Here is a 25,834-nt window from a genome sequence, read left to right as displayed (position 1 = left end):
CGCTGGAGCCTGTTCCTTCTACGTGAGGGAACAGGCTGTGCAACACATCAACGACGGGGTAGGAATTGCAGCGGATCTACAGGTTTCCCTTGGCGGCGAATCTCAAAGTGCAGTTTCACCCGGTCTGTACCAGTTGACCCCATTTCGGCAATTGTCTGTCCGACCTTGACCTGCTGCCCCTCCCGAACCAACAGCCTACGGTTATGGCCGTAAGCACTGACGTAGGTATCGCTGTGTTTGATGATGACCAGCTCGCCGTAGCCCCGTAAACCACTCCCGGCGTACACCACTGTCCCATCAGACGCAGCTAAAACAGGCTGTCCCAAATCTCCGGCGATATCAATGCCTTTATTCAAACTACCGTTTGAAGAGAATTTTCCAATTAACACTCCGTTTGAAGGCCATCCCCAACCGGTCGGTGCAGGCCCGGCAGGTGGCAACGGCGCGGGTGCCGGCTTGGCCGCAGGGGCCGGCGTGGCGGTGCCCGCAGGCCGGGTGATGATAGTAGTTTTGCTCGATGACGACGGCGAAGATCCGGTGTTTGTCACAACTGCCGTAGGCGTTGAACCGGTGCGCCCGTCGAAGCGAATCGTCTGACCCGGATGTATCGTGTAGGGCACAGGAATATTGTTACGAGCTGCAAGTGCCTTGTAATCCCAACCATAACGGAAGGCGATCGAGAACATCGTGTCGCCCTTGCGCACCACGTATTGCCCGGTGGTCACCGTCGGTTTCTGCGGGACCGCATTATTACGGTCAACCACCCGCGCGCCGCTGCTTGGCGAGCTGGAGCATCCTACCAACACGGAACTGAAGACGAGGCCAAGCACCAGTCGATGAAAGCTTGTTTTACTCATACGCTGCGCAAGACCTGTGAGACTCACCCGCCGCTCCCTTTGTGGTGGCTGAACATGAATGCCTGTATCAGGCTTGAAATATGACGCAAGTATAACTGGGCATTGTCTTTTTACCGGCACACGACTGAAACGAAAAGTTCATCGCGTTTAATGCCGACGCCCGATCATGTTGACTCGATGGACCCCGCCGTAAGACACATCCCCGCCAACAGAATTCAATGCCTGCAAACAAATGCTCAGGCCAGCGGCCCGTTGAGCAGCGGCACGAAGCGCACAGCGCCCAGTACATGCCGGGAAAAACCTTCTTCCTCACGGATAATGAGCATCAATTGTTGCACTTCTCCGGAGCCCACCGGGATGACCAGCCGTCCGCCTGGAGCAAGTTGATCGAGCAACGCTTGGGGCACATCGGTAGCCACGGCGGTGACGATAATGCCGTTGTAAGGCGCCAGCGCCGGCCAGCCTTCCCAGCCATCGCCCCAGCGAAACACCACGTTGCGCAGGTTCAACTCGACCAGGCGTTCCTTGGCACGGTCTTGCAGCACCTTGATGCGCTCGACCGAGAACACCCGCTCCACCAGTTGCGCCAGCACGGCGGTCTGGTAGCCGGAGCCGGTACCGATCTCCAGCACTTTGTCCAAAGGTCCCGCCGCCAGCAGCAGCTCGCTCATGCGCGCCACCATATACGGCTGGGAGATGGTCTGGTTGTGGCCGATGGGCAGTGCGGTGTCTTCGTAGGCTCGGTGGGCCAGGGCTTCATCGACAAACAGATGCCGAGGCGTGCGCCGGATCACTTCCAGCACCTGAGCGTTGGACAACCCCTCTTCGTACAAGCGCTGGATCAAGCGTTCGCGGGTACGCTGGGACGTCATCCCGATCCCCCGGCGCAGCAAGTCGTCTTGTTCACGGCCCATCAGCGCAGCCCCTCCAGCCAGCCATCGAGACCACTGAAGGCATCACTGAAGGTGCGATCAAATTGCAGCGGGGTAATCGACACATAGCCTTGCATCACGGCATGAAAGTCAGTGCCCTCACCGCCATCTTCCGCATCACCCGCTGCCGCAATCCAATAGCCTTCCTTGCCACGCGGGTCGACCACCTTCAACGGCGCCGCCGCGCGGGCACGATGCCCCAGGCGCGTCAGTTGGATGCCGCGAATATGGTCGAGGGGCAAGTTGGGAATATTGACGTTGAGCACCGTGCGCGGCGGCAGGCTCAGGGAACCATGGGCCTCGACCAGCTTGCGCGCGAAATACGCAGCAGTCGGCAAGTTATCCAGCTGGCGCGAAGCAAACGAAAAGGCGAACGCCGTACGCCCCAGGAAGCGACCTTCAAGCGCCGCCGCCACGGTGCCGGAATACAGCACGTCGTCGCCCAGATTGGCGCCGAGGTTGATACCCGACACCACCAGGTCCGGCTCATGATCCAGCAGGCTGTTGATCGCCAGGTGGACGCAGTCGGTGGGGGTGCCGTTCACGCTGATAAAGCCATTGGCCAGGACTTGCGGGTGCAGCGGACGGTCGAGCGTCAGCGAACTGCTGGCGCCGCTCTTGTCCTGGTCGGGGGCAACCACCACGCACTCGGCGTAATCTTCCAGCGCAGCATAGAGCGCGGCAAGACCGGGTGCGGTGGCACCGTCATCGTTTGATATCAGAATACGCATGGGTTGTCCGTCTGCCCCACCGGCACCAGATCAACAAGCTCGCGCACCAAGACAGTGGCGAAGCATCCGGCCGGCAGGACGAATTCCAATTGCAGAATGTCCAGCGAGGGATAATGCCACGTCAAACCGCCAATGGGCAGTCGCAGAATGCGACGTTCCTGGCTCATGCCGGCATTCACCAGCCAATCACGCAAGTCGGCTTCACCGGCGGCGACCGCCTGTTCAAGCTCAAAAGTTGCCCCCGTGGCAGGAGAATCACCTTCGCCCCACTGTGGTCCGGTCGGGTGCAGGTCCAGGATCGCCAAGCGTGGGTCGCTGCATTCAGCCTCCCCCGCCGGGAAAAAACTGCGGCTGTCGGTAAAGGCCAGCAAGTCGCCGACCTGGGCGCGCTGCCATGAACCGTCGGCCACACGCGCCGCCAACACTTTGTTGAACAGGAAGCTGCGCGCCGTGGACAGCAACCGCGATCGCACGTTGCGCTGTTCCGGCAACGCCTTGCGCGCGGCCCACTCACGGGCGTCGACCACGTTGCCGCCGTTGTGGCCAAAACGCTGCGCGCCGAAGTAGTTGGGAATGCCGTGTTGTGCAATCAGTTGCAACCGCGCGTCGATGGCGGCGGTGTCACCGGCCAACTGGGTCAGGCGCAAGGTGAAACCATTGGCTGAGTGCGCACCGCGTTGCAGCTTGCGCTTGTGACGGGCGGTCTTGAGGACCTTGAGCGTGTCGTTCTCCGCCGCGCTCATGTCCGGATCGGCCTTGCCGGGCAGTTGCACGCTGAACCATTGGCGGGTCAACGCCTGGCGATCCTTGAGCCCGGCGTAGCTGACCGTGCGCAGTGGCACGCCCGCCGCCTTGGCGATGCGCCGCGCGGCTTCTTCTGTATTGAGGCCGCGCTTCTCAACCCACAACCACAGGTGCTCACCCTCGCCGGTCAGCGGTATATCCAGCACTTCATCAACCTGGAAGTCTTCGGCCGTCGCTTTCAGTACCGCGCTGCCCAGAGCTTCGCCATAGGCCCGTGGACCCAACAGTTGCACGTCATTCATGCGCGCAGCAACAAGGCGACGGAGTGCACGGCGATGCCCTCTTCACGACCGGTAAAGCCGAGCTTTTCGGTAGTAGTGGCTTTCACGTTCACTTGATCCAGTTCAATTTGCAGATCCGCGGCAATCAGCGCACGCATCGACTCGATATGAGGGGCCATCTTCGGCGCCTGGGCCACGATGGTGTTGTCAACGTTGCCAACCTTCCAGCCTTTGGCGTGGATCAGGCCAACCACATGGCGCAGCAGTACACGGCTGTCCGCGCCCTTGAAGGTCGGGTCGGTGTCCGGAAAGTGCTTGCCGATATCGCCCAACGCCGCCGCGCCGAGCAAGGCATCGCTCAAGGCATGCAACACAACGTCGCCGTCGGAATGAGCTAGCAACCCATGGTGGTGTGCAATGCGCACGCCGCCCAGGGTGATGAAATCGCCTTCGGCGAAACGGTGCACATCGTAGCCGTGGCCAATACGCATAAAAAAACGCCCCGATTTAATTCAGGGCGTGATTCTACCTACTTTTGCCTCACATTAACCGAGCAAAGCACGGCCATGGTGTCGCAAATGGTCTTCGATGAAGCTGGCGATAAAGAAGTAGCTGTGGTCGTAGCCGGGTTGCAGGCGCAGTTCCAGCGGATGGTTGGCCGCCTTGGCCGCTTGCTGCAGGGCTTCAGGCTTGAGTTGCACAGCGAGGAAGTCGTCGCGATCGCCCTGGTCCACCAGCAGCGGCAGCTTTTCCGAGGCCTCGCTGATCAACACGCAGGCATCCCATTCGCGCCATTTCGAGCGCTCTTCACCCAAATAACGCGAGAAGGCTTTCTGGCCCCACGGGCAATCCATCGGGTTGTTGATCGGCGAAAACGCCGACACCGACAGGTATCGCCCGGGATTGCGCAAGGCACACACCAACGCCCCGTGGCCGCCCATGGAGTGGCCGCTGATGCCGCGTTTGTCCGAAGCCGGGAAATGCGCTTCAACCAATGCCGGCAATTCCTGCACCACGTAGTCATGCATCCGATAGTGCTTGGCCCATGGTTCCTGGGTGGCATTCAGGTAGAAGCCGGCGCCGAGGCCGAAATCCCAGGCGTTGTCTGGATCGCCCGGCACACCCGGCCCACGCGGGCTGGTGTCCGGCGCGACGATGATCAAGCCCAGCTCGGCAGCCATGCGCTGGGCGCCGGCCTTCTGCATGAAGTTCTCGTCGGTGCAGGTCAGGCCGGACAGCCAGTACAGCACCGGCAACTTGCCGCCCTCTTCCGCTTGCGGCGGCAGGTAGACGGCGAACGTCATGTCGCAACCGAGCACATCGGAATGATGCTTGTAGCGTTTATGCCAGCCGCCGAAGCTTTTCTGGCACGACAGGTTTTCCAGACTCATGGGCGACCTCAGAAGTGGATGACGGTACGAATGCTCTTGCCTTCATGCATCAGGTCAAACGCTTTGTTGATGTCTTCCAGGCCCATGGTGTGGGTGATGAAGGTGTCCAGCGGGATCTCCCCGGTCTGGGCCATTTCCACATAGCTTGGCAATTCGCTGCGGCCGCGCACCCCGCCGAAGGCCGAACCGCGCCAGACGCGACCGGTCACCAACTGGAACGGACGGGTGGCGATTTCCTGGCCGGCACCGGCAACGCCGATGATCACCGACTCGCCCCAACCTTTGTGGCAGCACTCAAGGGCGGCGCGCATCAGTTGCACGTTGCCGATGCATTCGAAGGAGAAGTCCACGCCGCCATCGGTGAGGTCGACGATCACGTCCTGGATCGGGCGATCGTAATCTTTCGGGTTGATGCAGTCGGTGGCGCCCAGTTGCTTGGCGATTTCGAACTTGGCCGGGTTGATATCGATGGCAATGATGCGGCCAGCCTTGGCCTTGACCGCGCCGATCACCGCCGACAGGCCAATGCCGCCTAGGCCGAAGATGGCCACGGTGTCGCCCGGCTTGACCTTGGCAGTATTGATCACCGCGCCGATGCCGGTGGTGACGCCACAGCCCAGCAGGCAGACTTTTTCCAGCGGGGCTTCTTTAGGAATCTTGGCCACGGAAATTTCCGGCAACACGGTGTACTCGGAAAAAGTCGAGGTGCCCATGTAGTGGAAAATCGGCTGGCCTTTGTAGGAGAAACGCGTGGTGCCGTCCGGCATCAGGCCTTTGCCCTGAGTGGAACGGATGGCCTGGCACAGGTTGGTCTTGCCCGACAGGCAGAACTTGCACTTGCCGCATTCCGGGGTGTACAGCGGGATCACGTGATCACCCACCTCTACCGACGTCACGCCCTCGCCAATCGCCTCAACCACCGCACCACCTTCATGACCGAGGATCGACGGGAAGATGCCTTCCGGGTCGGCGCCCGACAGGGTGTAGGCGTCGGTATGGCAGACACCGGAGGCGACCACCCGCAACAGCACTTCGCCAGCCTTCGGCATGGCGACATCCACTTCGACGATCTCAAGGGGCTTTTTGGCTTCGAAAGCTACGGCAGCGCGGGACTTGATCATCCGGGTTTCTCCAGGCGGTTAAAAATTGAGACGGTGAGTGTAAAACATGGCTGACTGATGAATAATCCGGGCAAAAGCAAAACTTTATTGCTGTACAGGGACAATCATCATGTTGGAAAACCGCTGGGAAGGCATCGACGAGTTTGTCGCGGTCGCCGAATGCAGTCAGTTCACGGCAGCGGCGGAACGCCTGGGAGTGTCGTCGTCCCACATCAGTCGTCAAGTGGCGCGCCTGGAAGAACGCCTGCAAACGCGGCTGCTGTACCGCAGTACGCGCAAGGTGACCCTCACCGAAGCGGGCCAGACGTTCCTGCAACATTGCCAACGCCTGCAGGACGGTCGCGAAGAAGCCTTGCGCGCAGTGGGCGACCTCACCAGCGAACCCAAGGGCATGTTGCGCATGACCTGCGCAGTGGCGTACGGCGAGCGTTTTATCGTGCCGCTGGTCACCCGCTTCATGGCGCTCTATCCGCAGTTGCGCGTGGATATTGAGCTGAGCAACCGCCAGTTGGACCTAGTGCACGAAGGCCTCGACCTGGCGATCCGCCTGGGGCGATTGCAGGATTCGCGCATGGTCGCCAGCCGACTGGCACCGAGGCGCATGTACTTGTGCGCGTCACCGTCCTACCTGGCGCGGTATGGTCGGCCACATAGCTTGTCGGAGTTGAGTCGGCACAACTGCTTGATCGGCAGCTCTGATATCTGGCAATTGGCCCAGGAAGGGCGGGAATTTTCCCAGCGGGTGCAGGGGAACTGGCGCTGCAATAGTGGGCAAGCGGTGCTGGACGCAGCGTTGCAAGGTGTGGGGTTGTGCCAGTTGCCGGACTATTACGTGCTGGAGCACCTGCACAGTGGCGCGTTGGTGTCGTTGCTGGAGGCGCATCAGCCACCGAATACGGCGGTGTGGGCACTGTATCCGCAGCAGCGGCATTTGTCGCCGAAGGTCAGGAAGTTGGTGGACTTTTTGAAGGAGGGGTTGGCCGAGCGGCCAGAGTACAACGCACTGTAGGAGCGAGCTTGCTCGCGAAAAGCCTGAGAGCGCCGCGTTAACCCAGACGAACCGCGTTATCGTTGACGTTTTTCGCGAGCAAGCTCGCTCCTACAGAGATCGATTCGCCCACCGCAGGCGTAGCCACTCCAGATCTTCTGGCCGGGTCACCTTGATATTGTCCGAGCGCCCTTCGATCAGGCGTGGCGCCTGGCCGGACCATTCCATGGCCGAGGCTTCGTCGGTGATAACGGCATCCGCCACCAGGCTGTCGGCCAACGCGCGATGCAAGGCGCCGAGGCGGAACATCTGCGGCGTGTAGGCCTGCCAGATCAGGCTGCGGTCGACGGTCTCGACCACACGACCATGCTTGTCGACACGCTTGAGGGTGTCGCGGGCCGGTACGGCCAGCAAGCCGCCGACCGGGTCGTCCGCCAGTTCGGCGAGTAACCTGTCCAGATCATCACGGCTCAAGTTCGGCCGTGCCGCATCGTGGACCAGCACCCAATCGTCATCGCTGGCGCCTAGGGCATTAAGTTGCAGCAGCGCATTGAGCACAGACCCCGAACGCTCGTCGCCGCCGTCCGCACGCACAATGCGTGGATCGTTGGCGCAAGGCAGGGCTGGCCAGTAAGGATCGTCTACAGCAAGACTGACCACCAGCCCTTTCAGGTCTGGATGGTCAAGAAAACAGCCAAGGCTGTGTTCGAGAATAGTGCGCCCGCCCAGTTGCAAATATTGCTTGGGACGGTCCGCGGCCATACGGGCACCGACGCCCGCGGCAGGAATCACGGCCCAGAAGGCCGGCAAGCGGTGGTTCATTGGGCCAACTGGTAGAGGGTTTCGCCCTCCTTGACCATGCCCAGTTCATGACGAGCCCGCTCTTCCACGGTCTCCGTACCTTTTTTCAGCTCAAGCACTTCGGCATCGAGGACGCGGTTACGCTCCAGCAGGATCTCGTTTTCGGCGTGCTGTGCAGCAATTTGCTCGGTCAGGTCTTTTACCTGCGCAAAGCTGCCATTACCCACCCATAGGCGGTACTGCAGGCCAGCCAGCAACAAGAGCAAGACGAGGAACAACCAATTGGGACTGCGCATCGAATATCGGGTATCCAGTGAAAAAAGACAGCCATGCAAAACTTTTGAAGCAACTGATAGCACGAAGCCTGGAAGAACCAGGCTTGTGCTTGATAGCCATCAGATTAGCGTCGAAATCCACACTGTCGTGAGTTTTCCGACGCAATCCGCTGACTTTTTACCATGCCTTACCATCAAGTAGCGATCAGCCGCGAAACTCGCCGCGACCGTTGTACTTGGCCTTGCCCGCCAGTTGCTCTTCGATACGCAGCAATTGGTTGTACTTGGAAACACGGTCGGAACGGCACAGGGAACCGGTCTTGATCTGGCCCGCCGAGGTGCCCACGGCCAGGTCGGCAATGGTCGAGTCTTCGGTTTCGCCGGAGCGGTGGGAGATCACGGCGGTGTAGCCCGCAGCCTTGGCCATCTGGATGGCTTCCAGGGTTTCGGTCAGGGTGCCGATCTGGTTGAACTTGATCAGGATCGAGTTGGCGATCTTTTTATCGATGCCTTCTTTCAGGATCTTAGTGTTGGTCACGAACAAGTCGTCGCCCACCAGTTGGATTTTCTCGCCGATCTTGTCGGTAAGGATTTTCCAGCCATCCCAGTCGGACTCGTCCAGGCCGTCTTCGATCGAGATGATCGGGTAGCGCTGGGTCAGGCCCTTCAGGTAGTCAGCAAAACCTTCGGAGTTGAACACCTGGCCTTCGCCGGACAGGTTGTATTTACCGTCTTCGTAGAACTCGCTGGCCGCACAGTCCAGGGCCAGGGTCACGTCGGTGCCGAGCTTGTAGCCAGCGTTGGCCACAGCTTCGGAGATCACTTTCAGTGCATCTTCGTTGGACGCCAGGTTCGGTGCGAAACCACCTTCGTCACCCACCGCAGTGCTCAAGCCACGGGCCTTCAGTACCGCCTTGAGGTGATGGAAAATCTCGGTGCCCATGCGCAGGCCTTCGGAGAAGGACTTGGCGCCCACCGGCTGCACCATGAATTCCTGGATGTCGACGTTGTTATCGGCATGCTCGCCACCGTTGATGATGTTCATCATCGGCACCGGCATCGAGTACACGCCCGGCGTGCCGTTCAGGTTGGCAATGTGCGCGTACAGCGGCAGGTCCTGATCCTGGGCAGCAGCCTTGGCAGCGGCCAGGGACACGGCGAGGATGGCGTTGGCGCCCAGGCTGCCTTTGTTTTCGGTGCCGTCGAGCTTGATCATCGCGTGGTCCAGGGCTTTCTGGTCCAGCGGGTCCTTACCCAGCAACAGGTCACGGATCGGGCCGTTGATGTTGGCTACAGCCTTGAGTACACCCTTGCCCAGGTAACGGCTCTTGTCGCCATCACGCAGTTCCAGCGCTTCGCGCGAACCGGTGGAAGCACCGGACGGCGCGCAGGCGCTGCCGATGATGCCGTTATCGAGAAGCACGTCGGCTTCGACGGTGGGGTTGCCACGGGAGTCGAGAACTTCACGACCTTTGATGTCGACGATTTTTGCCATTGTTGTAAACACTCCAAAGTTGACGAAAACGACGCAGCTGAAGGAAATCTTTTGACCGACCGCAAGGGTGGAACAACGAGGCAGGCTTGCAGACGACAAGGCTCAGGCCCGCAGGCCTGAGCGTAAAGCGTGGGAAATTCTACCGGAGAAACGAAGCTTACGCGGTCTCTACCGTCGGAAAACTCTTGACCAGTTCGTCCAACTGCTTGAGTTGGGCCAGGAACGGCTCCAGCTTGTCCAGGCGCAGGGCGCATGGGCCATCGCATTTGGCGTTGTCCGGGTCCGGATGGGCTTCCAGGAACAGGCCCGCCAGGGACTGGCTGATGCCAGCCTTGGCCAGGTCCAGCACCTGGGCACGACGCCCACCAGCGGAATCGGCGCGACCACCGGGCATTTGCAGCGCGTGGGTCACGTCGAAGAACACCGGGTATTCAAACTGTTTCATGATGCCGAAACCGAGCATGTCCACCACGAGGTTGTTGTAGCCGAAGCTAGAACCGCGCTCGCAGAGGATCAACTGGTCATTACCCGCTTCCACGCACTTGTTCAGGATGTGTTTCATCTCCTGGGGCGCGAGGAACTGGGCTTTCTTGATATTGATCACAGCGCCGGTCTTGGCCATCGCGACCACCAGGTCGGTCTGGCGCGACAGGAAGGCCGGCAACTGGATGATGTCGCACACCTCGGCGACCACGGCGGCCTGTTCAGGCTCGTGGACGTCGGTAATGATCGGCACGCCGAAGGCTTGCTTGATGTCCTGGAAGATCCGCATGCCTTCTTCAAGGCCCGGGCCGCGATAGGAGGTCACGGACGAACGGTTGGCCTTGTCGAAGCTGGCCTTGAACACGTAAGGGATACCGAGTTTCTCGGTTACCTTCACATATTCTTCACAGACCTGCATCGCCATGTCGCGGCTTTCCAGCACGTTCATGCCGCCGAACAGCACCATGGGCTTGTCGTTGGCAATCTCGATGTCGCCGACGCGAATGATCTTCTGGGCCATCAGGGTTACGCCTTCTTCTGGTGTTGCGTCAGTGCGGCCTTGACGAAACCGCTGAACAACGGGTGACCGTCACGTGGTGTCGAGGTGAACTCAGGGTGGAACTGGCACGCCACGAACCACGGATGATCCGGCGCCTCGACCACTTCAACCAGCGCGCCATCACCGGAGCGACCGGAGATTTTCAGGCCAGCTTCTTTGATTTGCGGCAGCAGGTTGTTGTTCACTTCGTAGCGGTGACGGTGACGCTCGACGATCACGTCCTTGCCGTAGCAGTCGTGAACCAGCGAGCCCGGTTCCAGCAGGCAGTCCTGCGCGCCGAGGCGCATGGTGCCGCCCAGGTCGGACGCTTCGGTACGGGTTTCGACCGCGCCAGTGGCATCTTCCCACTCGGTGATCAGGCCCACGACCGGGTGACCGCTCTTGCTGTCGAACTCGGTGGAGTTGGCGTCTTTCCAGCCCAGCACGTTACGGGCGAACTCGATGACGGCCACTTGCATGCCCAGGCAGATACCCAGGTACGGCACCTTGTTCTCGCGAGCATATTGAACTGCAGTGATCTTGCCTTCCACGCCACGCAGGCCGAAACCGCCGGGAACGAGGATCGCGTCCACACCTTCGAGCAAGGCAGTGCCTTGGTTCTCGATGTCTTCGGAATCGATGTAGCGCAGGTTGACCTTGGTGCGGTTGCTGATACCGGCGTGGCTCATCGCTTCGATCAGCGACTTGTACGCGTCCAGCAGTTCCATGTACTTGCCGACCATGGCGATGGTGACTTCGTGCTCAGGGTTGAGCTTGGCGTCGACCACAGCTTCCCACTCGGACAGGTCCGCGCCGTTGCATTGCAGGCCGAAACGCTCGACCACAAAATCGTCCAGGCCTTGCGAGTGCAGGATGCCCGGGATCTTGTAGATGGTGTCGGCGTCTTCCAGCGCGATCACCGCACGTTCTTCAACGTTGGTGAATTGCGCAATCTTGCGACGCGAGGAAATGTCGATCGGGTGATCGGAGCGGCAAACCAGCACGTCCGGCTGCAGGCCAATGGAGCGCAGTTCCTTGACCGAGTGCTGGGTAGGCTTGGTTTTGGTTTCGCCGGCGGTGGCGATGTACGGCACCAAGGTCAGGTGCATCAGCATCGCGCGCTTGGCGCCGACTTCGAAACGCAACTGGCGGATGGCTTCGAGGAACGGTTGGGACTCAATGTCACCGACGGTGCCGCCGATCTCGACCATTGCCACGTCGGCATCGCCTGCACCCTTGATGATGCGGCGCTTGATTTCGTCGGTGATGTGCGGGATCACCTGGATGGTTGCACCCAGGTAGTCACCACGGCGCTCCTTGCGCAGCACGTGCTCGTAGACACGGCCGGTGGTGAAGTTGTTGTTCTGGGTCATGGTCGTGCGGATGAACCGCTCGTAGTGGCCCAGGTCCAGGTCGGTCTCGGCGCCGTCGTGGGTGACGAACACTTCACCGTGCTGGAACGGGCTCATGGTGCCCGGGTCAACGTTGATGTACGGGTCCAGCTTGAGCATGGTGACCTTAAGTCCCCGCGCCTCCAGGATGGCCGCCAATGAAGCCGATGCGATGCCTTTCCCCAATGAAGAAACAACACCGCCCGTGACGAATATGTAGCGCGTCATGAAAAACCCTAGAAGTCTGCGTTAAAGCGGTCCGAGCCGCCGGGGAAAGCGAAGGAAGGCCGAAGCCCCCGATCACCTGCATTAATCACAGTGCACCTTTCAAAAAAACCGCCGCGTGGTGACAGACCAGCAATGAAACACCGGTACGTTGATCGCTACACATTTTTTGGAATCGCCCAGCAAAGACTGCTTGGTAATCGGCAACTGCTGCAATTCAAGAGAATCCACAGAAGTTGTATCAAGAAGGGAGCGTAGTCTACCGGAAAGGCGCTATCAGCTCAAACCTTGATCGCAGGTCTGTGGCATCCAATGTAATTGCCACTCATCGCTCGGCGCCGGCCAGAGTCCCGCAAGGCTGGGCGCGCCCAGCAATTGCTCGCCTTGGTACAGCAGCGGCAATCTGCCACGGACGCAGCCCGGCAGCCCGCTTTCGTTAAGCAAACGCTTCAAGTCACGCCGACCGCGGCCTGGCACTGCGAGGATTTCGCCGCCCTGGCGGTAGCGGATCGTCAATGGACCTCCAGGCACCCTGCCCGTCAGCTGCACCTGACCATTGCCGGGTAACTCTAGTGGGTTTTGCGGATCGGGCCAGCTCACCGACGCGTCAGAAAAATCCGACCAAGTGGAGGGCAGCCACCAGATACGCTCGCCGCAGCGGTGCAGATCACCGTCCGCCAGGCGCCACAGGGGCTGCGCGTCACCCTTGGCGTCACGTAGCGAATGCCAGCTGGCCCAGTGGTCGCTGTCGGGTAGACGGGTCAGAGGGGTTAGCCAGTGGCGTAGGGCGTTGCGCTGGCGGGCGTCGGTAAGCTCGCGCAAAGGTGCAAGAGCCAAGGACGGTAAATGCAGCCATGAAAACGGCGAAAATTGATTGGCGGCTCGCAAGTCCATCTGCGCCAGCTCATCCAGCAAGTCTTGGGCTTCACTCAGGTGCTCGGCGGTGCGCGCCAGGCTTGCGGTAGCCTGCGGCCAACGTTCCGTCAGGACAGGAAGCACGCGATGGCGCAGGTAATTGCGGGAGAATCGCGAGTCCGCATTGGAAGGATCTTCGATCCATTTGAGCTGATGCGCCTCGGCATAGGCTTCCAGCTCTGCACGCGAGACATCCAACAAGGGCCGCACAAGGCAGCCAGCCGCCAGCGGGCGCTGTAGTGGCATAGCCGCCAGCCCGCGCGCACCAGCCCCGCGCAAGAGTCGGAATAACAAGGTTTCAGCCTGATCATCGCGATGCTGGCCTGTCAGCAGCACCTCCCCTGTCCCGGTCACCTCGGTAAACACCTGGTAACGCGCGTCACGCGCGGCACGCTCAAGACTGGCGCCGGGTTGCACCTGCACATGCATCACGCGCAACGGCACGCCCAGGCTGTCGCATGTCGACTGGCAGTGAGCAGGCCACGCATCAGCGGCAGCTTGCAAGCCATGATGAACATGGACAGCGCTGAGGGGCGGTAGGGTGTCGGTATTTGCCAGATTGGCGAGGAGATGCAGCAGGACGGTGGAATCAAGTCCACCCGAGAATGCGATGTGCCAGGCTGGGGCGTTGCACCAGGGTGACAGAACTTGCAAGAGTTTGGCGGCTAAGGAAGGCTTCATGAAAAATACCGCCATCTATCTGGAATGCAATGACTCAGCATACACAAAGCAAATGTGGGAGCGGGCTTGCTCGCGAATGCAGAGTGTCAGTCACTGAAAGGTCGACTGATCCACCGCATTCGCGAGCAAGCCCGCTCCCACACTTGGTCCTGCGTAGTCTTACAGACCGTAGCTCATCAGGCGCTCATAACGACGCGCCAGCAACGCTTCGTTGTCCAGCTTCTTGAGCATCGCCAGTTGCGAACCCAGTTCAGCGCGGATAGTCGCGGCAGCAGCAGCCGGGTCGCGGTGGGCGCCGCCCAGCGGCTCGGCGATGACTTTGTCCACGATACCCAGGCCTTTGAGGCGATCGGCGGTAATGCCCATGGCTTCGGCAGCGTCCGGCGCCTTTTCGGCGGTTTTCCACAGGATCGAGGCGCAACCTTCCGGCGAAATCACCGCGTAGGTCGAATACTGCAGCATGTTCAACTGGTCGCAGACACCAATAGCCAGTGCGCCGCCGGAACCACCTTCACCAATCACGGTGGCGATGATCGGGGTTTTCAGGCGGGCCATGACGCGCAGGTTCCAGGCGATAGCCTCGCTCTGGTTGCGCTCTTCAGCGTCGATACCTGGGTAGGCGCCCGGGGTGTCGATGAAGGTCAGGATCGGCATCTTGAAGCGCTCGGCCATTTCCATCAGGCGGCACGCCTTACGGTAGCCTTCCGGACGCGGCATGCCGAAGTTGCGGCGAACCTTCTCACGCACTTCACGGCCTTTCTGGTGACCGATCACCATCACCGGCTGGTCGTCCAGGCGCGCGATACCGCCCACGATCGCCGCGTCGTCGGAGAAGTGGCGGTCGCCGTGCAGCTCGTCGAACTCGGTGAAAATATGCTGAATGTAGTCCAGGGTGTACGGACGGCGCGGGTGGCGGGCCAGGCGCGCGATCTGCCAACTGGTCAGCTTGCCGAAGATGTCTTCGGTGAGCGTGCTGCTCTTGTCTTGCAGGCGAGCGATCTCATCGCCGATATTCAGCGAATTGTCATTGCCGACCAGGCGCAGTTCTTCGATCTTGGCTTGCAGGTCAGCGATCGGCTGTTCGAAATCAAGAAAATTCGGGTTCATAAGCGTCCGTCTTGGGTCGACGGCCAGGGAGTGCCTGGCCAGCCGGTTGTCTATTCGCGCCCTACCTTAAGGGAGAGGCGCGTTTAGGTCGAGATTAAATGTTCAGTCGAGATCAGGTGCCCTGACCGTCAACGGTATTGGAGGAAGACGTTGTCTCGCCCGAACTGGTCACGCAAAGCTTGAATCAAGCCATCAGCCGGATCAATCCGCCAAGTCTCGCCAAACTGCAACATGGCCTTGGCATCACTACCGGTGTACTCCATGGTCACCGGGCATGCGCCGCGGTGGCGTTTGAGCAGGTCGCCCAACCAGCGTAGCTGATCGCCCTTGAGCGCTTCGGTTTTTACCTTCAAGCGCAGGCTTTCGGCCAGATTGGTCCGCGCGTCTTCCATGCTCATCACCCGCTTGATCCGCAGGCGCAGGCCACCGGAGAAGTCATCGTTGCTGACCTCCCCTTCCACCACCACCATGGCATCGGTCTGCAACAGCGACTGTGCGGAGTGGAAGGCGTCGGCAAACAGTGAGGCTTCGATGCGCCCTGAACGGTCGTCAAGGGTGATGAAGCCCATCTTGTCGCCCTTTTTATTCTTCATTACCCGCAAGGCGATGATCATGCCGGCGACGGTCTGGGTATCCCGCGCAGGCTTCAGGTCGATGATGCGCTGACGGGCGAAACGGCGGATTTCACCTTCGTATTCGTCAATCGGGTGACCGGTAAGGTACAGGCCCAAGGTGTCTTTCTCACCCTTGAGACGTTCCTTGAGGGTCAGCTCCTTGGCCTTGCGGTGGTTGGCGTACACATCCGCATCTTCTTCGACGAACAACCCGCCAAACAGGTCGGCATGGCCGCTGTCATGGGTGCGGGCGGTCTGTTCGGCGGCCTTGATCGCTTCTTCCATGGCGGTGAGCAGCACCGCACGGTTGCGGTCGATATTCGCCTGGTAAGCCTTGGGCTCATCATGGAAATACGGGCCGAGACGGTCGAGTGCGCCGCTGCGGATCAGGCCATCGAGGGTACGCTTGTTAATGCGTTTGAGGTCAACCCGCGCACAGAAGTCGAACAGGTCGGCGAACGGCCCACTCTGACGCGCTTCGACGATAGCTTCCACCGGGCTTTCACCTACACCTTTGATCGCGCCCAGGCCATAAATGATGCGGCCTTCGTCGTTCACCGTGAACTTGAACTCCGAGGCGTTCACGTCCGGCGCGTCAAGGCGCAGCTTCATGGTGCGCACTTCCTCGATCAAGGTCACGACCTTGTCGGTGTTGTGCATATCCGCCGAGAGTACCGCGGCCATGAACGGCGCCGGGTAGTGGGCTTTCAGCCAGGCAGTCTGGTACGACACCAGGCCGTAGGCGGCCGAGTGGGACTTGTTGAAACCATAACCGGCGAACTTTTCCACCAGGTCGAAGATGTTACCGGCCAGGTCCGCGTCGATATTGTTGGTGGCGCAACCTTCAATGAAACCGCCACGCTGCTTGGCCATTTCTTCAGGCTTTTTCTTACCCATGGCTCGACGCAGCATGTCCGCGCCGCCGAGGGTATAGCCGGCCATCACCTGGGCAATCTGCATCACCTGTTCCTGATACAGGATGATGCCGTAGGTCGGCGCCAGTACTGGTTTGAGGCCTTCGTACTGGTAGTCGGAGTGCGGGTACGCCAGCTCGGCGCGGCCGTGCTTACGGTTGATGAAGTCGTCCACCATGCCGGACTGCAACGGGCCCGGACGGAACAGGGCCACCAGTGCGATCAAGTCTTCCAGGCAGTCGGGCTTGAGCTTTTTGATCAGCTCTTTCATGCCGCGCGACTCAAGCTGGAACACCGCCGTGGTTTCGGCTTTTTGCAGCAAGGTGTAAGTCGGTTTGTCGTCCAGCGGGATAAACGCGATATCCAGCGGCGCTTCGTTGACCTTGGCGCGGTCGCGGTTGATGGTCTTGAGCGCCCAGTCGATGATCGTCAGGGTTCGCAGCCCGAGGAAGTCGAACTTCACCAGGCCGGCAGCCTCCACGTCGTCCTTGTCGAACTGGGTTACCAGGCCGTCGCCTTCTTCGTCGCAGTAGATCGGCGAAAAGTCGGTGAGTTTTGTAGGAGCAATAACCACACCACCGGCGTGCTTACCGACGTTACGCACCACGCCTTCGAGCTTGCGGGCCATGTCCCAGATTTCGGCGGCTTCTTCGTCGACCTTGATGAAATCGCGCAGGATTTCTTCCTGCTCGTAGGCTTTTTCCAGGGTCATGCCGACTTCGAACGGGATCATCTTCGACAGACGGTCCGCCAGGCCGTAGGACTTGCCCTGCACCCGGGCCACGTCACGGATTACAGCCTTCGCCGCCATGGAACCGAAGGTGATGATCTGGCTCACCGCGTTGCGGCCATATTTCTCGGCCACGTACTCGATCACGCGGTCACGGCCATCCATGCAGAAGTCGACGTCGAAGTCGGGCATGGAAACCCGTTCCGGGTTCAGGAACCGTTCGAACAGCAGGTCATATTCCAGCGGGTCGAGGTCGGTGATCTTCTGCACGTACGCAACCAACGAGCCAGCACCTGACCCCCGGCCCGGACCTACCGGTACGCCGTTGTTCTTGGCCCACTGGATAAAGTCCATCACGATCAGGAAGTAACCGGGGAAGCCCATCTGGATGATGATATCCAGCTCGAAATTCAGCCGATCGACGTAGACCTGGCGTTTGGCATCGTAATCTTCGGTGGTGTCCTTGGGCAGCAGAACGCTGAGGCGCTCTTCCAGCCCGTCGAAGGACACCTTGCGGAAATATTCATCGATGGTCATGCCATCGGGAATCGGGAAGTTGGGCAGGAAGTGCTTGCCCAGCTTCACTTCGATATTGCAGCGCTTGGCGATTTCGACGGAGTTTTCCAGGGCCTCGGGCAGGTCGCTGAACAGCTCGGCCATTTCGTCGGCGCTTTTGAGGTACTGCTCTTCGCTGTAGTTCTTCGAGCGACGCGGGTCATCCAGGGCACGGCCTTCGCCGATGCACACGCGGGTTTCGTGGGCTTCGAAGTCTTCCTTCTTGATGAAGCGCACATCGTTGGTCGCCACCAACGGCGCCCCCAGCTTATCGGCCAGGGCCACGGCGGCGTGCAGGTGTTCTTCATCGTTGGGGCGGTTGGTACGCTGGACTTCCAGGTAGAAACGATCCGGGAAGACCTGCATCCACTCCTTGGCCAGTACTTCGGCTTCTTGAGGGTTGCCACCCAGCAGCGCGATACCGATCTCGCCCTCTTTGGCGGCCGACAGCATGATCAGGCCTTCGCTAGCCTCGGCGACCCATTCGCGCTCGATGATGATCGAGCCATTGCGCTGGCCGTCGATAAAGCCACGGGAAATCAATTCGGTGAGGTTGCGATAACCCACGCCGTTCATCGCCAGCAGGCTGATGCGGCTCAGGGGGTTATCCGGGTCTTTGTTGGACAGCCACAGGTCGGCACCGCAGATCGGCTTGATGCCGGCGCCCATGGCGTTCTTGTAGAACTTGACCAGGGAACACATGTTGTTCTGATCGGTCACCGCGACCGCAGGCATGTTCATGCCCACCAGTGTTTTGACCAGCGGTTTGATCCGTACCAGGCCGTCGACCAGGGAGTATTCAGTGTGCAGGCGTAGGTGAACGAATGAAGCCGGCATAGTGATCTCTTATACGTGGAAAACAACAAGGCCCGGATTGTACCGGGCCTTGAGCAAAACATCAGCCTTGCGACTACGCCTCGTTGAGGCTCTGGCGCAACTCGTAAGCCTGGCGAACCGGGGCGAAGGAGCGGCGGTGGATCGGCGTCGGGCCAAGCCGAGCCAGGGCTTCCAGATGAACGGGCGTCGGATAACCTTTATGCCCGCCAATGCCATAGCCGGGATAGATCAATTCGAACGCGGCCATTTCACGATCACGACTGACTTTGGCGAGGATCGAGGCGGCTGCGATGGCAGGCACCTTGCTATCACCCTTCACCACCGCCTCAGAAGGCATGGCCAGCTTGGGGCAACGGTTACCGTCGATCATCGCCATTTTGGGGGTGATGTGCAGGCCTTCAACCGCACGCTGCATCGCGAGCATGGTGGCGTGGAGAATGTTCAGTTTGTCGATTTCTTCGACTTCAGCCCGGGCGATAGACCAGCTCAGGGCTTTTTCGATGATCTCATCGTAGAGTTTTTCGCGGCGCGCCTCGGTGAGTTTCTTCGAGTCATTGAGGCCGAGGATCGGGCGGTTCGGATCGAGGATCACCGCCGCCGTGACCACGGCACCGCACAAAGGTCCACGCCCGACTTCGTCGACACCGGCGACCAGTTCGTGGACTTCGGCAACCAGGCTGAAATCCAGGCCCATTTGCGTCGTCATAAAGCTTCCTGTTTCTGGCCGATCAAGGTCAACACGGCGTCTGCCGCCTGGTTCGAGGCATCACGACGCAGTATGCGATGGATGTCGTCGAAACCGCGGGTCTGTTCTTCGCCGCCGTCGATCAAGGGTAGTAGAGTTTGCGCGAGGGCCTCAGGCGTCGCATCGTCCTGCAACAACTCCGGTACCAGCAGGCGTTGAGCCAGCAGATTGGGCAGGGAGATGTAAGGGCTTTTGACCATGCGCTTGAGAATCCAGAAGGTCAACGGCGCCAAACGGTAGGCCACCACCATCGGGCGCTTGTACAGCAAGGCCTCCAGGGTCGCGGTGCCCGAGGCGATCAGCACCGCATCACAGGCCGCCAGGGCCAGGTGCGACTGGCCGTCGAGCAAGGTCAACGGCAGGTTGCGGCCTTCCAGCAGTGTTTCGATTTGTGCCCGACGTTGCGGACTGGCACAAGGCAGTACGAAACGTACGCCTGGCTTCAAGGCTTGCAGACGCTCGGCAGCGTCAAAGAATACAGAGGCCAGGCGACCGACTTCGCCGCCACGACTACCGGGCATCAGCGCGACCAACGGGCCGTCAGGCAAGCCCAATTCGGCACGCGCGGCCGCGCGGTCAGCCTGCAACGGAATCGTGTCGGCCAGGGTATGCCCGACAAACCGCACTGGCACGCCCTTCTCTTCGTAGAACCTGGCCTCGAACGGCAGCAGTGTCAGCATCAGATCGCAGCCTTCACGGATCTTCAGCACGCGCTTCTGCCGCCACGCCCACACAGAAGGGCTGACGTAATGCACGGTCTTGATGCCGGCCTGACGCAACTTGAGTTCGATATTGAGGGTGAAGTCCGGCGCGTCGATACCGATAAATACGTCGGGCTTTTCTTCGATCAGAGTCTGGATCAGCAGCTTGCGGCGGGCCAACAGCTCGCGCAGGCGACCCAGCACCTCGACCAACCCCATGACCGACAAACGTTCCATGGGGAAGTAGGACGTGAGCCCTTCAGCCTGCATCAACGGACCGCCGACACCGATGAACTCAACCGCTGGATGCTGGACCTTGAGGGCCCGCATGAGACCTGCGCCCAAAATGTCGCCGGAAGCTTCCCCGGCCACCAGCGCGATACGCAGATTAGCCATGATTAGCGGGTGATGCCGCGAGTCGACGCCTGGATCGAGTCACGGAACACCGCGACTTCCGGGAACAGCGCTGCCGGCTCGGCCAGTTGGGTCAATGCCTGGTCAACCGTGAGCCCTTGACGGTAAACCACCTTGTAGGCACGGCGCAGGGCATGGATGGCGTCTTCGCTGAAACCGCGACGGCGCATGCCTTCGAAGTTCATGCTGCGCGCTTCCGCCGGGTTGCCGAATACCGTGACGAACGCTGGAACATCTTTGCCAATGGCAGTGCCCATGCCGGAAAAGCTGTGGGCACCGATATGGCAGTACTGATGCACCAGCGTGAAGCCGGACAGGATCGCCCAATCATCAACGTGCACATGTCCGGCCAATGCAGTGTTGTTGACCAGGATGCAGTGGTTGCCGATGACACTGTCGTGGCCGATGTGCGCGTAAGCCATGACCAGGTTGTGATCACCCAGGGTGGTCTCGGCACGATCCTGCACGGTGCCACGGTGAATGGTCACGCCTTCTCGGATGATGTTGTGATCACCGATTACCAGACGAGTCTCTTCACCCTTGTACTTCATGTCCGGGGTGTCTTCACCTACCGAGGAAAACTGGTAGATGCGATTGTGTTTGCCAATGCGGGTCGGACCTTTGAGGATCACGTGCGGCCCGATGACAGTCCCCTCGCCGATTTCCACACCTGCGCCGATGATCGACCAGGGGCCGACCTCAACGTCGGCGGCCAGAACGGCCGACGGATCGATGATTGCGCGAGGGTCAATCAAACTCATAGTTTGCGTTCCGCACAGATGATCTCGGCGGAGCACACCGGCTTGCCGTCCACCGAGGCCTGGCATTCGAACTTCCAGATCTGGCGCTTGCAGCTGATGAACTTGGCTTCCAGGATCAACTGGTCACCCGGGGTAACCGGGTTGCGGAAACGCAACTTGTCGGAGCCCACGAAGTAGTAAAGCGTGCCGTCGGCAGGCTTGAGGTCGAGCATTTTGAAACCAAGGATACCGGCAGCCTGGGCCATCGCTTCGATGATCAACACGCCCGGCATGATTGGATGCGCAGGAAAGTGACCGTTGAAGAACGGTTCGTTGATGCTGACATTCTTGTAGGCACGAATGCGCTTTTCCTCGATGTTGAGGTCCACTACGCGGTCCACCAACAGGAACGGGTAACGGTGAGGCAGGTATTCGCGAATCTCGTTGATGTCCATCATTTCGGGGGGAAGCCTGTAATAAAGATTGGGGGCGGGCGAACTAAAAGCACGCCCCGCTAGCAAATCAAGGAGGCAGTCTAGCGGCTGTGCACACTTGATATGGAAATGGTATCAGCCTTCTGATGAAGCATTACCGCCAGGGGTCACGTCCCCAACACGCTTTTCCAGCTGTTTGAGACGTCGAGCCATGTCGTCGAGCTGCCTCAGCCGTGCTGCACTCTTGCGCCATTCAGCCGCAGGCTGCATGGCGGTACCGGAAGAATAGGCGCCTGGCTCGGTGATCGAGTGGGTGACCATGGTCATGCCGGTAATGAAGACGTTGTCGCAAACATCGATATGCCCCACCAGCCCTACGCCACCGGCGAGCATGCAATGCTTGCCGATCTTGGTGCTGCCGGAGATACCCACGCAGGCCGCCATGGCGGTGTGATCACCAATCTGCACGTTGTGGGCGATCTGGATCTGGTTGTCGAGCTTCACGCCGTTGCCGATCACCGTATCGGCCAGGGCCCCGCGATCAACAGCCGTGTTCACGCCAATTTCCACGTCGTCGCCGATCAGTACGCCGCCAACCTGGGCGATCTTGTTCCAGATGCCCTTGGCGTTGGCAAAGCCGAAGCCTTCACCGCCAATCACGGCACCCGACTGGATGACCACACGCTCACCGATACGCACATCGTGGTAAAGGGTCACGCGAGGTGCCAACCAACCGCCGGCGCCGATTTCACAGCGTGCGCCGATAAAGCAGTGGGCACCGACTGTGACACCTGCCGCGATGCGTGCACCGCTCTCGATCACCGCAAAGGCGCCGATACTGGCCGCAGGATCAACCTGGGCATCATCGGCAATGACTGCAGACGGATGAATACCGGCAGCGGCCTTGGGTTTCGGATCAAACAGATGCGACACCCGCGCATAAGCGAGGTACGGGTCAGGCACCACCAGCGCATCCCCGGCAAACCCTTCGGCGTCAGCGGCTTTCAGCAACACGGCTGCAGCTTGGCTGTCGACCAGGTATTTACGGTATTGGGGGTTTGCGAGGAAGCTCAACTGAGCTGGGCCAGCCTCCTGCAAGGTGGCTAGCCCAGTGATTTCTTTCTCCGGGGAGCCACGCAAGGTGGCCCCCAGGAACTCGGCCAACTCGCCGAGTTTTATAGTCGCGGTCATGGCTTACTTCAGCTGGTTCATGCGCTCGATCACCTGACGGGTGATGTCGTATTGAGGCTTGACGTCGATCACAGCGCCACGCTCGAACACCAGGTCAAAGGCACCTTTCTTGATGACTTCTTCCACAGCGCTGTCGAGTTTCGGCTTCAGTTGCTTCAGCATTTCACGGTCAGCTACAGCCTTGGCTTCGTTCAGCTCCTTGGACTGGAACTGGTAATCACGGGCCTTTTGCTTGAATTCAAGCTCCAGGCGCTCGCGCTCACCTTGCTGCATCTTGTCACCACCGGCTACCAGGCGATCCTGGATGCCCTTGGCGCTGCTTTCCAGGGTCTTGAGCTTGGTCAGTTGCGGACCGAACTTCTTCTCGGCATCCACGGCGTACTTCTTGGCCGCATCGGATTCCAGCAGGGCCATCTGATAGTTCAGGACGGCGATTTTCATTTCGGCAAAGGCCGGGGTCGCTACCAGCACGGTTGCCAGCAGCACCAATTGAGTCAACTTACGCACGATGCACTCCTACAGAATCCGTTGTCGTTATCTTGGGTCAGACGCTTAGAACGTCTGGCCGAGGGAGAATTGGAAAATCTGGGTTTCAGCGTTATCCGGTTTCTTGATCGGCATGGCCAGAGCAAAGCTCAATGGGCCAAGCGCAGTCACCCAGGTCACACCCACACCCACGGAGCTTGCCAGGTTGCTCAGGCTCACATCGTTGCACTGGGTGTTGGACTTCACACCGCTCGGGTTACGGATCTGCTCGCACTTGGAGTCGAACACGTTACCCACGTCCCAGAAGACCGAAGTCCGCAGGGAACGCTGATCTTTCACGAACGGCAGCGGGAACAGGATCTCCGCACCACCTTGGATCAACACGTTACCACCGAACGGCAGCGGGTCGTTGTCCGAATCCGCCACAGTGCCCTGGTTACCGGTGATGCCGACACCACGGCTTGGCGTACCACGCGGGCCCAAGGTGCTGTCTTTGAAACCACGTACGGAGTTGAAGCCACCCGCGTAGTAGTTCTCGTAGAACGGTAGACCATTGGTGGAACCATAACCATCGCCATAACCCAGTTCAGTGTGCAGGCGCATGGTGTAGTTGTCGCTCAACGGCGTGAACAACTGGCCACGGTAGTCGAGCTTGAAGAACGACAGGTCGCTGCCCGGCGTGGTGGTTTCCAGGGTCAGGCTCTGGGAATGACCACGGGTTGCCAGTACACCTTTGTTCAGGGTCGACTCGGACCAGCCGGCAGACGCCTTGAAGTTCAGGAACTTGTCACCTTCGCGACGGGTAAAGTCGAAGATCTCATCCACGGTGTACACACCAGTCTTGATCTCATCCTGTTGTGCAGTAAGGCCGAACGTCAGACGCGAAGTCTCGCTGATCGGGTAACCGATGTTCACACCGGCGCCGAGGCTGTCGATCGCATAGCTTGCAACGTCAACGTCGAGGTCTTTGTAGTCGGTGGTGCGGTAGAAGGCGTTATAGCCCAGGCTCACACCATCAGCAGTCCAGTAGGGGTCGGTGTAACCGAAGTTGTATCGGCTCTGGTATTCGCTTCGGGTCAGGCCAATAGATACACGGTTACCGGTACCCAGGAAGTTGTTCTGGGTAATCGAACCACCGAGGATCAGACCGGCACTCTGTGCGAAGCCGACGCTGGCAGTGATCGAGCCCGACGCTTGTTCTTCCACGGCGTAGTTCACGTCAACCTGGTCATCCACACCCGGTACGGCCGGGGTTTCGACGTTGACTTCCTTGAAGAAGCCCAGGCGCTCAAGACGGGTCTTGGACTGGTCGATCAGGTAAGTCGACGCCCAGCCACCTTCCATCTGACGCATTTCGCGACGCAGCACTTCGTCCGCAGACTTGGTGTTGCCGCGGAAGTTGATACGGTTTACGTAAGCACGCTTGCCTGGATCGACCACGAAGGTGATGTCCACGGTGTGGTCATCATCATGGGGCGTCGGCACGCCGTTGACGTTGGCGAAGGTGTAGCCTTCGTTACCCAGGCGGCGGGTGATCAGTTCGGAAGTAGTGGTCATCAGCTTGCGCGAGAACACTTGGTCCTTCTGCACCAGCAGCAGCGCCTTGACCTGATCTTCAGGCACTTTCAGGTCGCCACTCAGTTTTACGTCACGAACCTTGTACTTCTCGCCTTCGTTGACGTTGACGGTGATATAGACGTGCTTCTTGTCCGGGGTGATGGACACCTGGGTCGAGGCGATATCCATGTTGATATAGCCACGGTCCAGGTAGTAGGAACGCAGGCGCTCCAGGTCACCAGACAGCTTTTCACGGGCATACTTGTCATCGTTCTTGAAGAACGACAACCAGTTGGTGGTCTTGAGTTCGAACAGGTCGATCAGGTCTTCATCAGCGAACTTGGTGTTGCCCACCACGTTGATGTGCTGGATCGCCGCCACGGTGCCTTCGTTGATGTTGACCTTGAGGCCGACACGGTTACGCGGTTGCGGCACCACTTCCGTTTCCACGGTGGCGGAGTAGCGCCCCTGGGCAACGTACTGGCGTTGCAGTTCGTTACGCACACCTTCAAGGGTGGCGCGCTGGAAGATCTCGCCTTCGGCCAGACCGGATTGTTTCAGACCTTTCATCAGGTCTTCAGTAGAGATCGCCTTGTTGCCTTCGATCTCGATACTGGCGACGGAAGGTCGCTCGACCACGGTGATGACCAGGACGTTGCCTTCGCGACCCAGTTGGATGTCTTGAAAGAAACCGGTTTTGAACAGCGCACGAGTGGATTCCACCAGGCGACGGTCATCAGCCTGTTCACCGACGTTCAACGGTAAGGCACCAAAGACGCTACCCGCGGAAACCCGCTGGAGGCCATTGACGCGAATATCGGAGATGGTGAAGGACTCGGCGTGAACTTCGGCGATCATCAATACGGTGAGAACCGCAGTTAGCAGCAGACGTTTCATGAAGTCCTTTCTTATTCCAACTGGCAATAAACAAACTGCCGCAAAATGCGGCAGATTCGCAAT

The 25,834-nt window shown here is 59.7% G+C and carries 23 protein-coding genes; 1 reads left to right on the top strand and 22 read right to left on the bottom strand.

The window, feature by feature from the left end:
- Positions 1–47: 47 nt before the first annotated feature.
- The 7 genes from RB216_RS06345 to RB216_RS06315 form a co-directional block, all read right to left on the bottom strand.
- Complete coding sequence (locus RB216_RS06345; RefSeq protein ID WP_028619218.1) at positions 48–884, bottom strand: peptidoglycan DD-metalloendopeptidase family protein; 837 nt, start codon at positions 882–884, stop codon at positions 48–50.
- 209 nt (positions 885–1,093) lie between these two features.
- Positions 1,094–1,729 (bottom strand): protein-L-isoaspartate(D-aspartate) O-methyltransferase, encoded by a 636-nt coding sequence (locus RB216_RS06340; RefSeq protein WP_010212427.1) that lies wholly within the window; start codon positions 1,727–1,729, stop codon positions 1,094–1,096.
- Between the two features lie 41 nt (positions 1,730–1,770).
- The gene (surE, locus tag RB216_RS06335) at positions 1,771–2,520 is read right to left on the bottom strand and encodes a 5'/3'-nucleotidase SurE (protein ID WP_068931518.1); all 750 of its coding nucleotides are present in this window, start codon (positions 2,518–2,520) and stop codon (positions 1,771–1,773) included.
- A complete protein-coding gene (truD, locus tag RB216_RS06330; protein WP_028619216.1) occupies positions 2,508–3,566 on the bottom strand; it encodes a tRNA pseudouridine(13) synthase TruD in 1,059 nt (352 codons plus the stop codon). Before truD ends, surE begins: the two co-directional genes overlap by 13 nt.
- Entirely contained in the window at positions 3,563–4,036 is a 474-nt protein-coding gene (gene ispF / locus RB216_RS06325; protein WP_012722614.1) for a 2-C-methyl-D-erythritol 2,4-cyclodiphosphate synthase, read from the bottom strand. Before ispF ends, truD begins: the two co-directional genes overlap by 4 nt.
- 54 nt (positions 4,037–4,090) lie before the next feature.
- A complete protein-coding gene (gene fghA / locus RB216_RS06320) occupies positions 4,091–4,936 on the bottom strand; it encodes an S-formylglutathione hydrolase (protein WP_028619215.1) in 846 nt (281 codons plus the stop codon).
- 8 nt (positions 4,937–4,944) lie between these two features.
- A complete protein-coding gene (locus RB216_RS06315) occupies positions 4,945–6,057 on the bottom strand; it encodes an S-(hydroxymethyl)glutathione dehydrogenase/class III alcohol dehydrogenase (protein ID WP_068931517.1) in 1,113 nt (370 codons plus the stop codon).
- A 109-nt stretch (positions 6,058–6,166) separates the two neighbouring features.
- Between RB216_RS06315 and RB216_RS06310 the strand changes: the two genes are divergently transcribed.
- Positions 6,167–7,066 (top strand): LysR substrate-binding domain-containing protein, encoded by a 900-nt coding sequence (locus RB216_RS06310; RefSeq protein ID WP_028619214.1) that lies wholly within the window; start codon positions 6,167–6,169, stop codon positions 7,064–7,066.
- Between the two features lie 90 nt (positions 7,067–7,156).
- On the opposite strand, the gene ispD is transcribed toward RB216_RS06310, so the two are convergent.
- The 15 genes from ispD to bamA all read right to left on the bottom strand — a co-directional run bounded on the left by ispD (position 7,157) and on the right by bamA (position 25,771).
- On the bottom strand, positions 7,157–7,867 hold the full coding sequence (ispD, locus tag RB216_RS06305; protein WP_028619213.1) for a 2-C-methyl-D-erythritol 4-phosphate cytidylyltransferase: 711 nt from the start codon (positions 7,865–7,867) through the stop codon (positions 7,157–7,159).
- On the bottom strand, positions 7,864–8,142 hold the full coding sequence (ftsB, locus tag RB216_RS06300; protein ID WP_003231201.1) for a cell division protein FtsB: 279 nt from the start codon (positions 8,140–8,142) through the stop codon (positions 7,864–7,866). The genes ispD and ftsB overlap by 4 nt, the downstream gene beginning before the upstream one ends.
- Before the next feature lie 184 nt (positions 8,143–8,326).
- On the bottom strand, positions 8,327–9,616 hold the full coding sequence (gene eno / locus RB216_RS06295) for a phosphopyruvate hydratase (RefSeq protein ID WP_028619212.1): 1,290 nt from the start codon (positions 9,614–9,616) through the stop codon (positions 8,327–8,329).
- A 157-nt stretch (positions 9,617–9,773) separates the two neighbouring features.
- Positions 9,774–10,619 carry a 3-deoxy-8-phosphooctulonate synthase gene (kdsA, locus tag RB216_RS06290; protein ID WP_010212442.1) on the bottom strand — a complete coding sequence of 282 codons (846 nt, stop codon included), beginning with the start codon at positions 10,617–10,619 and terminating at the stop codon, positions 9,774–9,776.
- 5 nt (positions 10,620–10,624) lie between these two features.
- The gene (gene pyrG, locus RB216_RS06285) at positions 10,625–12,256 is read right to left on the bottom strand and encodes a CTP synthase (RefSeq protein WP_010212443.1); all 1,632 of its coding nucleotides are present in this window, start codon (positions 12,254–12,256) and stop codon (positions 10,625–10,627) included.
- Between the two features lie 273 nt (positions 12,257–12,529).
- Positions 12,530–13,849: a tRNA lysidine(34) synthetase TilS gene (tilS, locus tag RB216_RS06280; protein ID WP_308908434.1), complete on the bottom strand. Its 1,320-nt coding sequence runs from the start codon at positions 13,847–13,849 to the stop codon at positions 12,530–12,532.
- A gap of 159 nt (positions 13,850–14,008) precedes the next feature.
- Positions 14,009–14,956, bottom strand: a complete 948-nt coding sequence (locus RB216_RS06275; RefSeq protein WP_016976871.1) for an acetyl-CoA carboxylase carboxyltransferase subunit alpha — start codon at positions 14,954–14,956, stop codon at positions 14,009–14,011.
- A 128-nt stretch (positions 14,957–15,084) separates the two neighbouring features.
- A complete protein-coding gene (dnaE, locus tag RB216_RS06270) occupies positions 15,085–18,606 on the bottom strand; it encodes a DNA polymerase III subunit alpha (RefSeq protein ID WP_028619210.1) in 3,522 nt (1,173 codons plus the stop codon).
- 73 nt (positions 18,607–18,679) lie between these two features.
- Positions 18,680–19,312, bottom strand: coding sequence for a ribonuclease HII (rnhB, locus tag RB216_RS06265; protein WP_308908433.1), 633 nt, complete (start codon positions 19,310–19,312; stop codon positions 18,680–18,682).
- Positions 19,309–20,448 carry a lipid-A-disaccharide synthase gene (gene lpxB / locus RB216_RS06260; protein ID WP_122555199.1) on the bottom strand — a complete coding sequence of 380 codons (1,140 nt, stop codon included), beginning with the start codon at positions 20,446–20,448 and terminating at the stop codon, positions 19,309–19,311. Before lpxB ends, rnhB begins: the two co-directional genes overlap by 4 nt.
- Before the next feature lie 2 nt (positions 20,449–20,450).
- Positions 20,451–21,227 (bottom strand): acyl-ACP--UDP-N-acetylglucosamine O-acyltransferase, encoded by a 777-nt coding sequence (gene lpxA, locus RB216_RS06255; protein WP_016976867.1) that lies wholly within the window; start codon positions 21,225–21,227, stop codon positions 20,451–20,453.
- Positions 21,224–21,664, bottom strand: a complete 441-nt coding sequence (gene fabZ, locus RB216_RS06250) for a 3-hydroxyacyl-ACP dehydratase FabZ (protein ID WP_016976866.1) — start codon at positions 21,662–21,664, stop codon at positions 21,224–21,226. Before fabZ ends, lpxA begins: the two co-directional genes overlap by 4 nt.
- Positions 21,665–21,775: 111 nt before the next feature.
- Positions 21,776–22,831, bottom strand: a complete 1,056-nt coding sequence (lpxD, locus tag RB216_RS06245) for a UDP-3-O-(3-hydroxymyristoyl)glucosamine N-acyltransferase (RefSeq protein WP_122555198.1) — start codon at positions 22,829–22,831, stop codon at positions 21,776–21,778.
- A gap of 3 nt (positions 22,832–22,834) precedes the next feature.
- The gene (locus tag RB216_RS06240; RefSeq protein WP_003219314.1) at positions 22,835–23,338 is read right to left on the bottom strand and encodes an OmpH/Skp family outer membrane protein; all 504 of its coding nucleotides are present in this window, start codon (positions 23,336–23,338) and stop codon (positions 22,835–22,837) included.
- 45 nt (positions 23,339–23,383) lie between these two features.
- Complete coding sequence (gene bamA, locus RB216_RS06235) at positions 23,384–25,771, bottom strand: outer membrane protein assembly factor BamA (protein WP_028619206.1); 2,388 nt, start codon at positions 25,769–25,771, stop codon at positions 23,384–23,386.
- Positions 25,772–25,834 lie beyond the last annotated feature (63 nt).

The sequence above is a fragment of the Pseudomonas canadensis genome (genome assembly GCF_030980095.1).
GTDB lineage: Bacteria > Pseudomonadota > Gammaproteobacteria > Pseudomonadales > Pseudomonadaceae > Aquipseudomonas > Aquipseudomonas canadensis.
The sequence above is the reverse complement of the archived record's forward strand: the minus strand, read 5'-3'. Positions and strand labels throughout refer to the sequence as shown.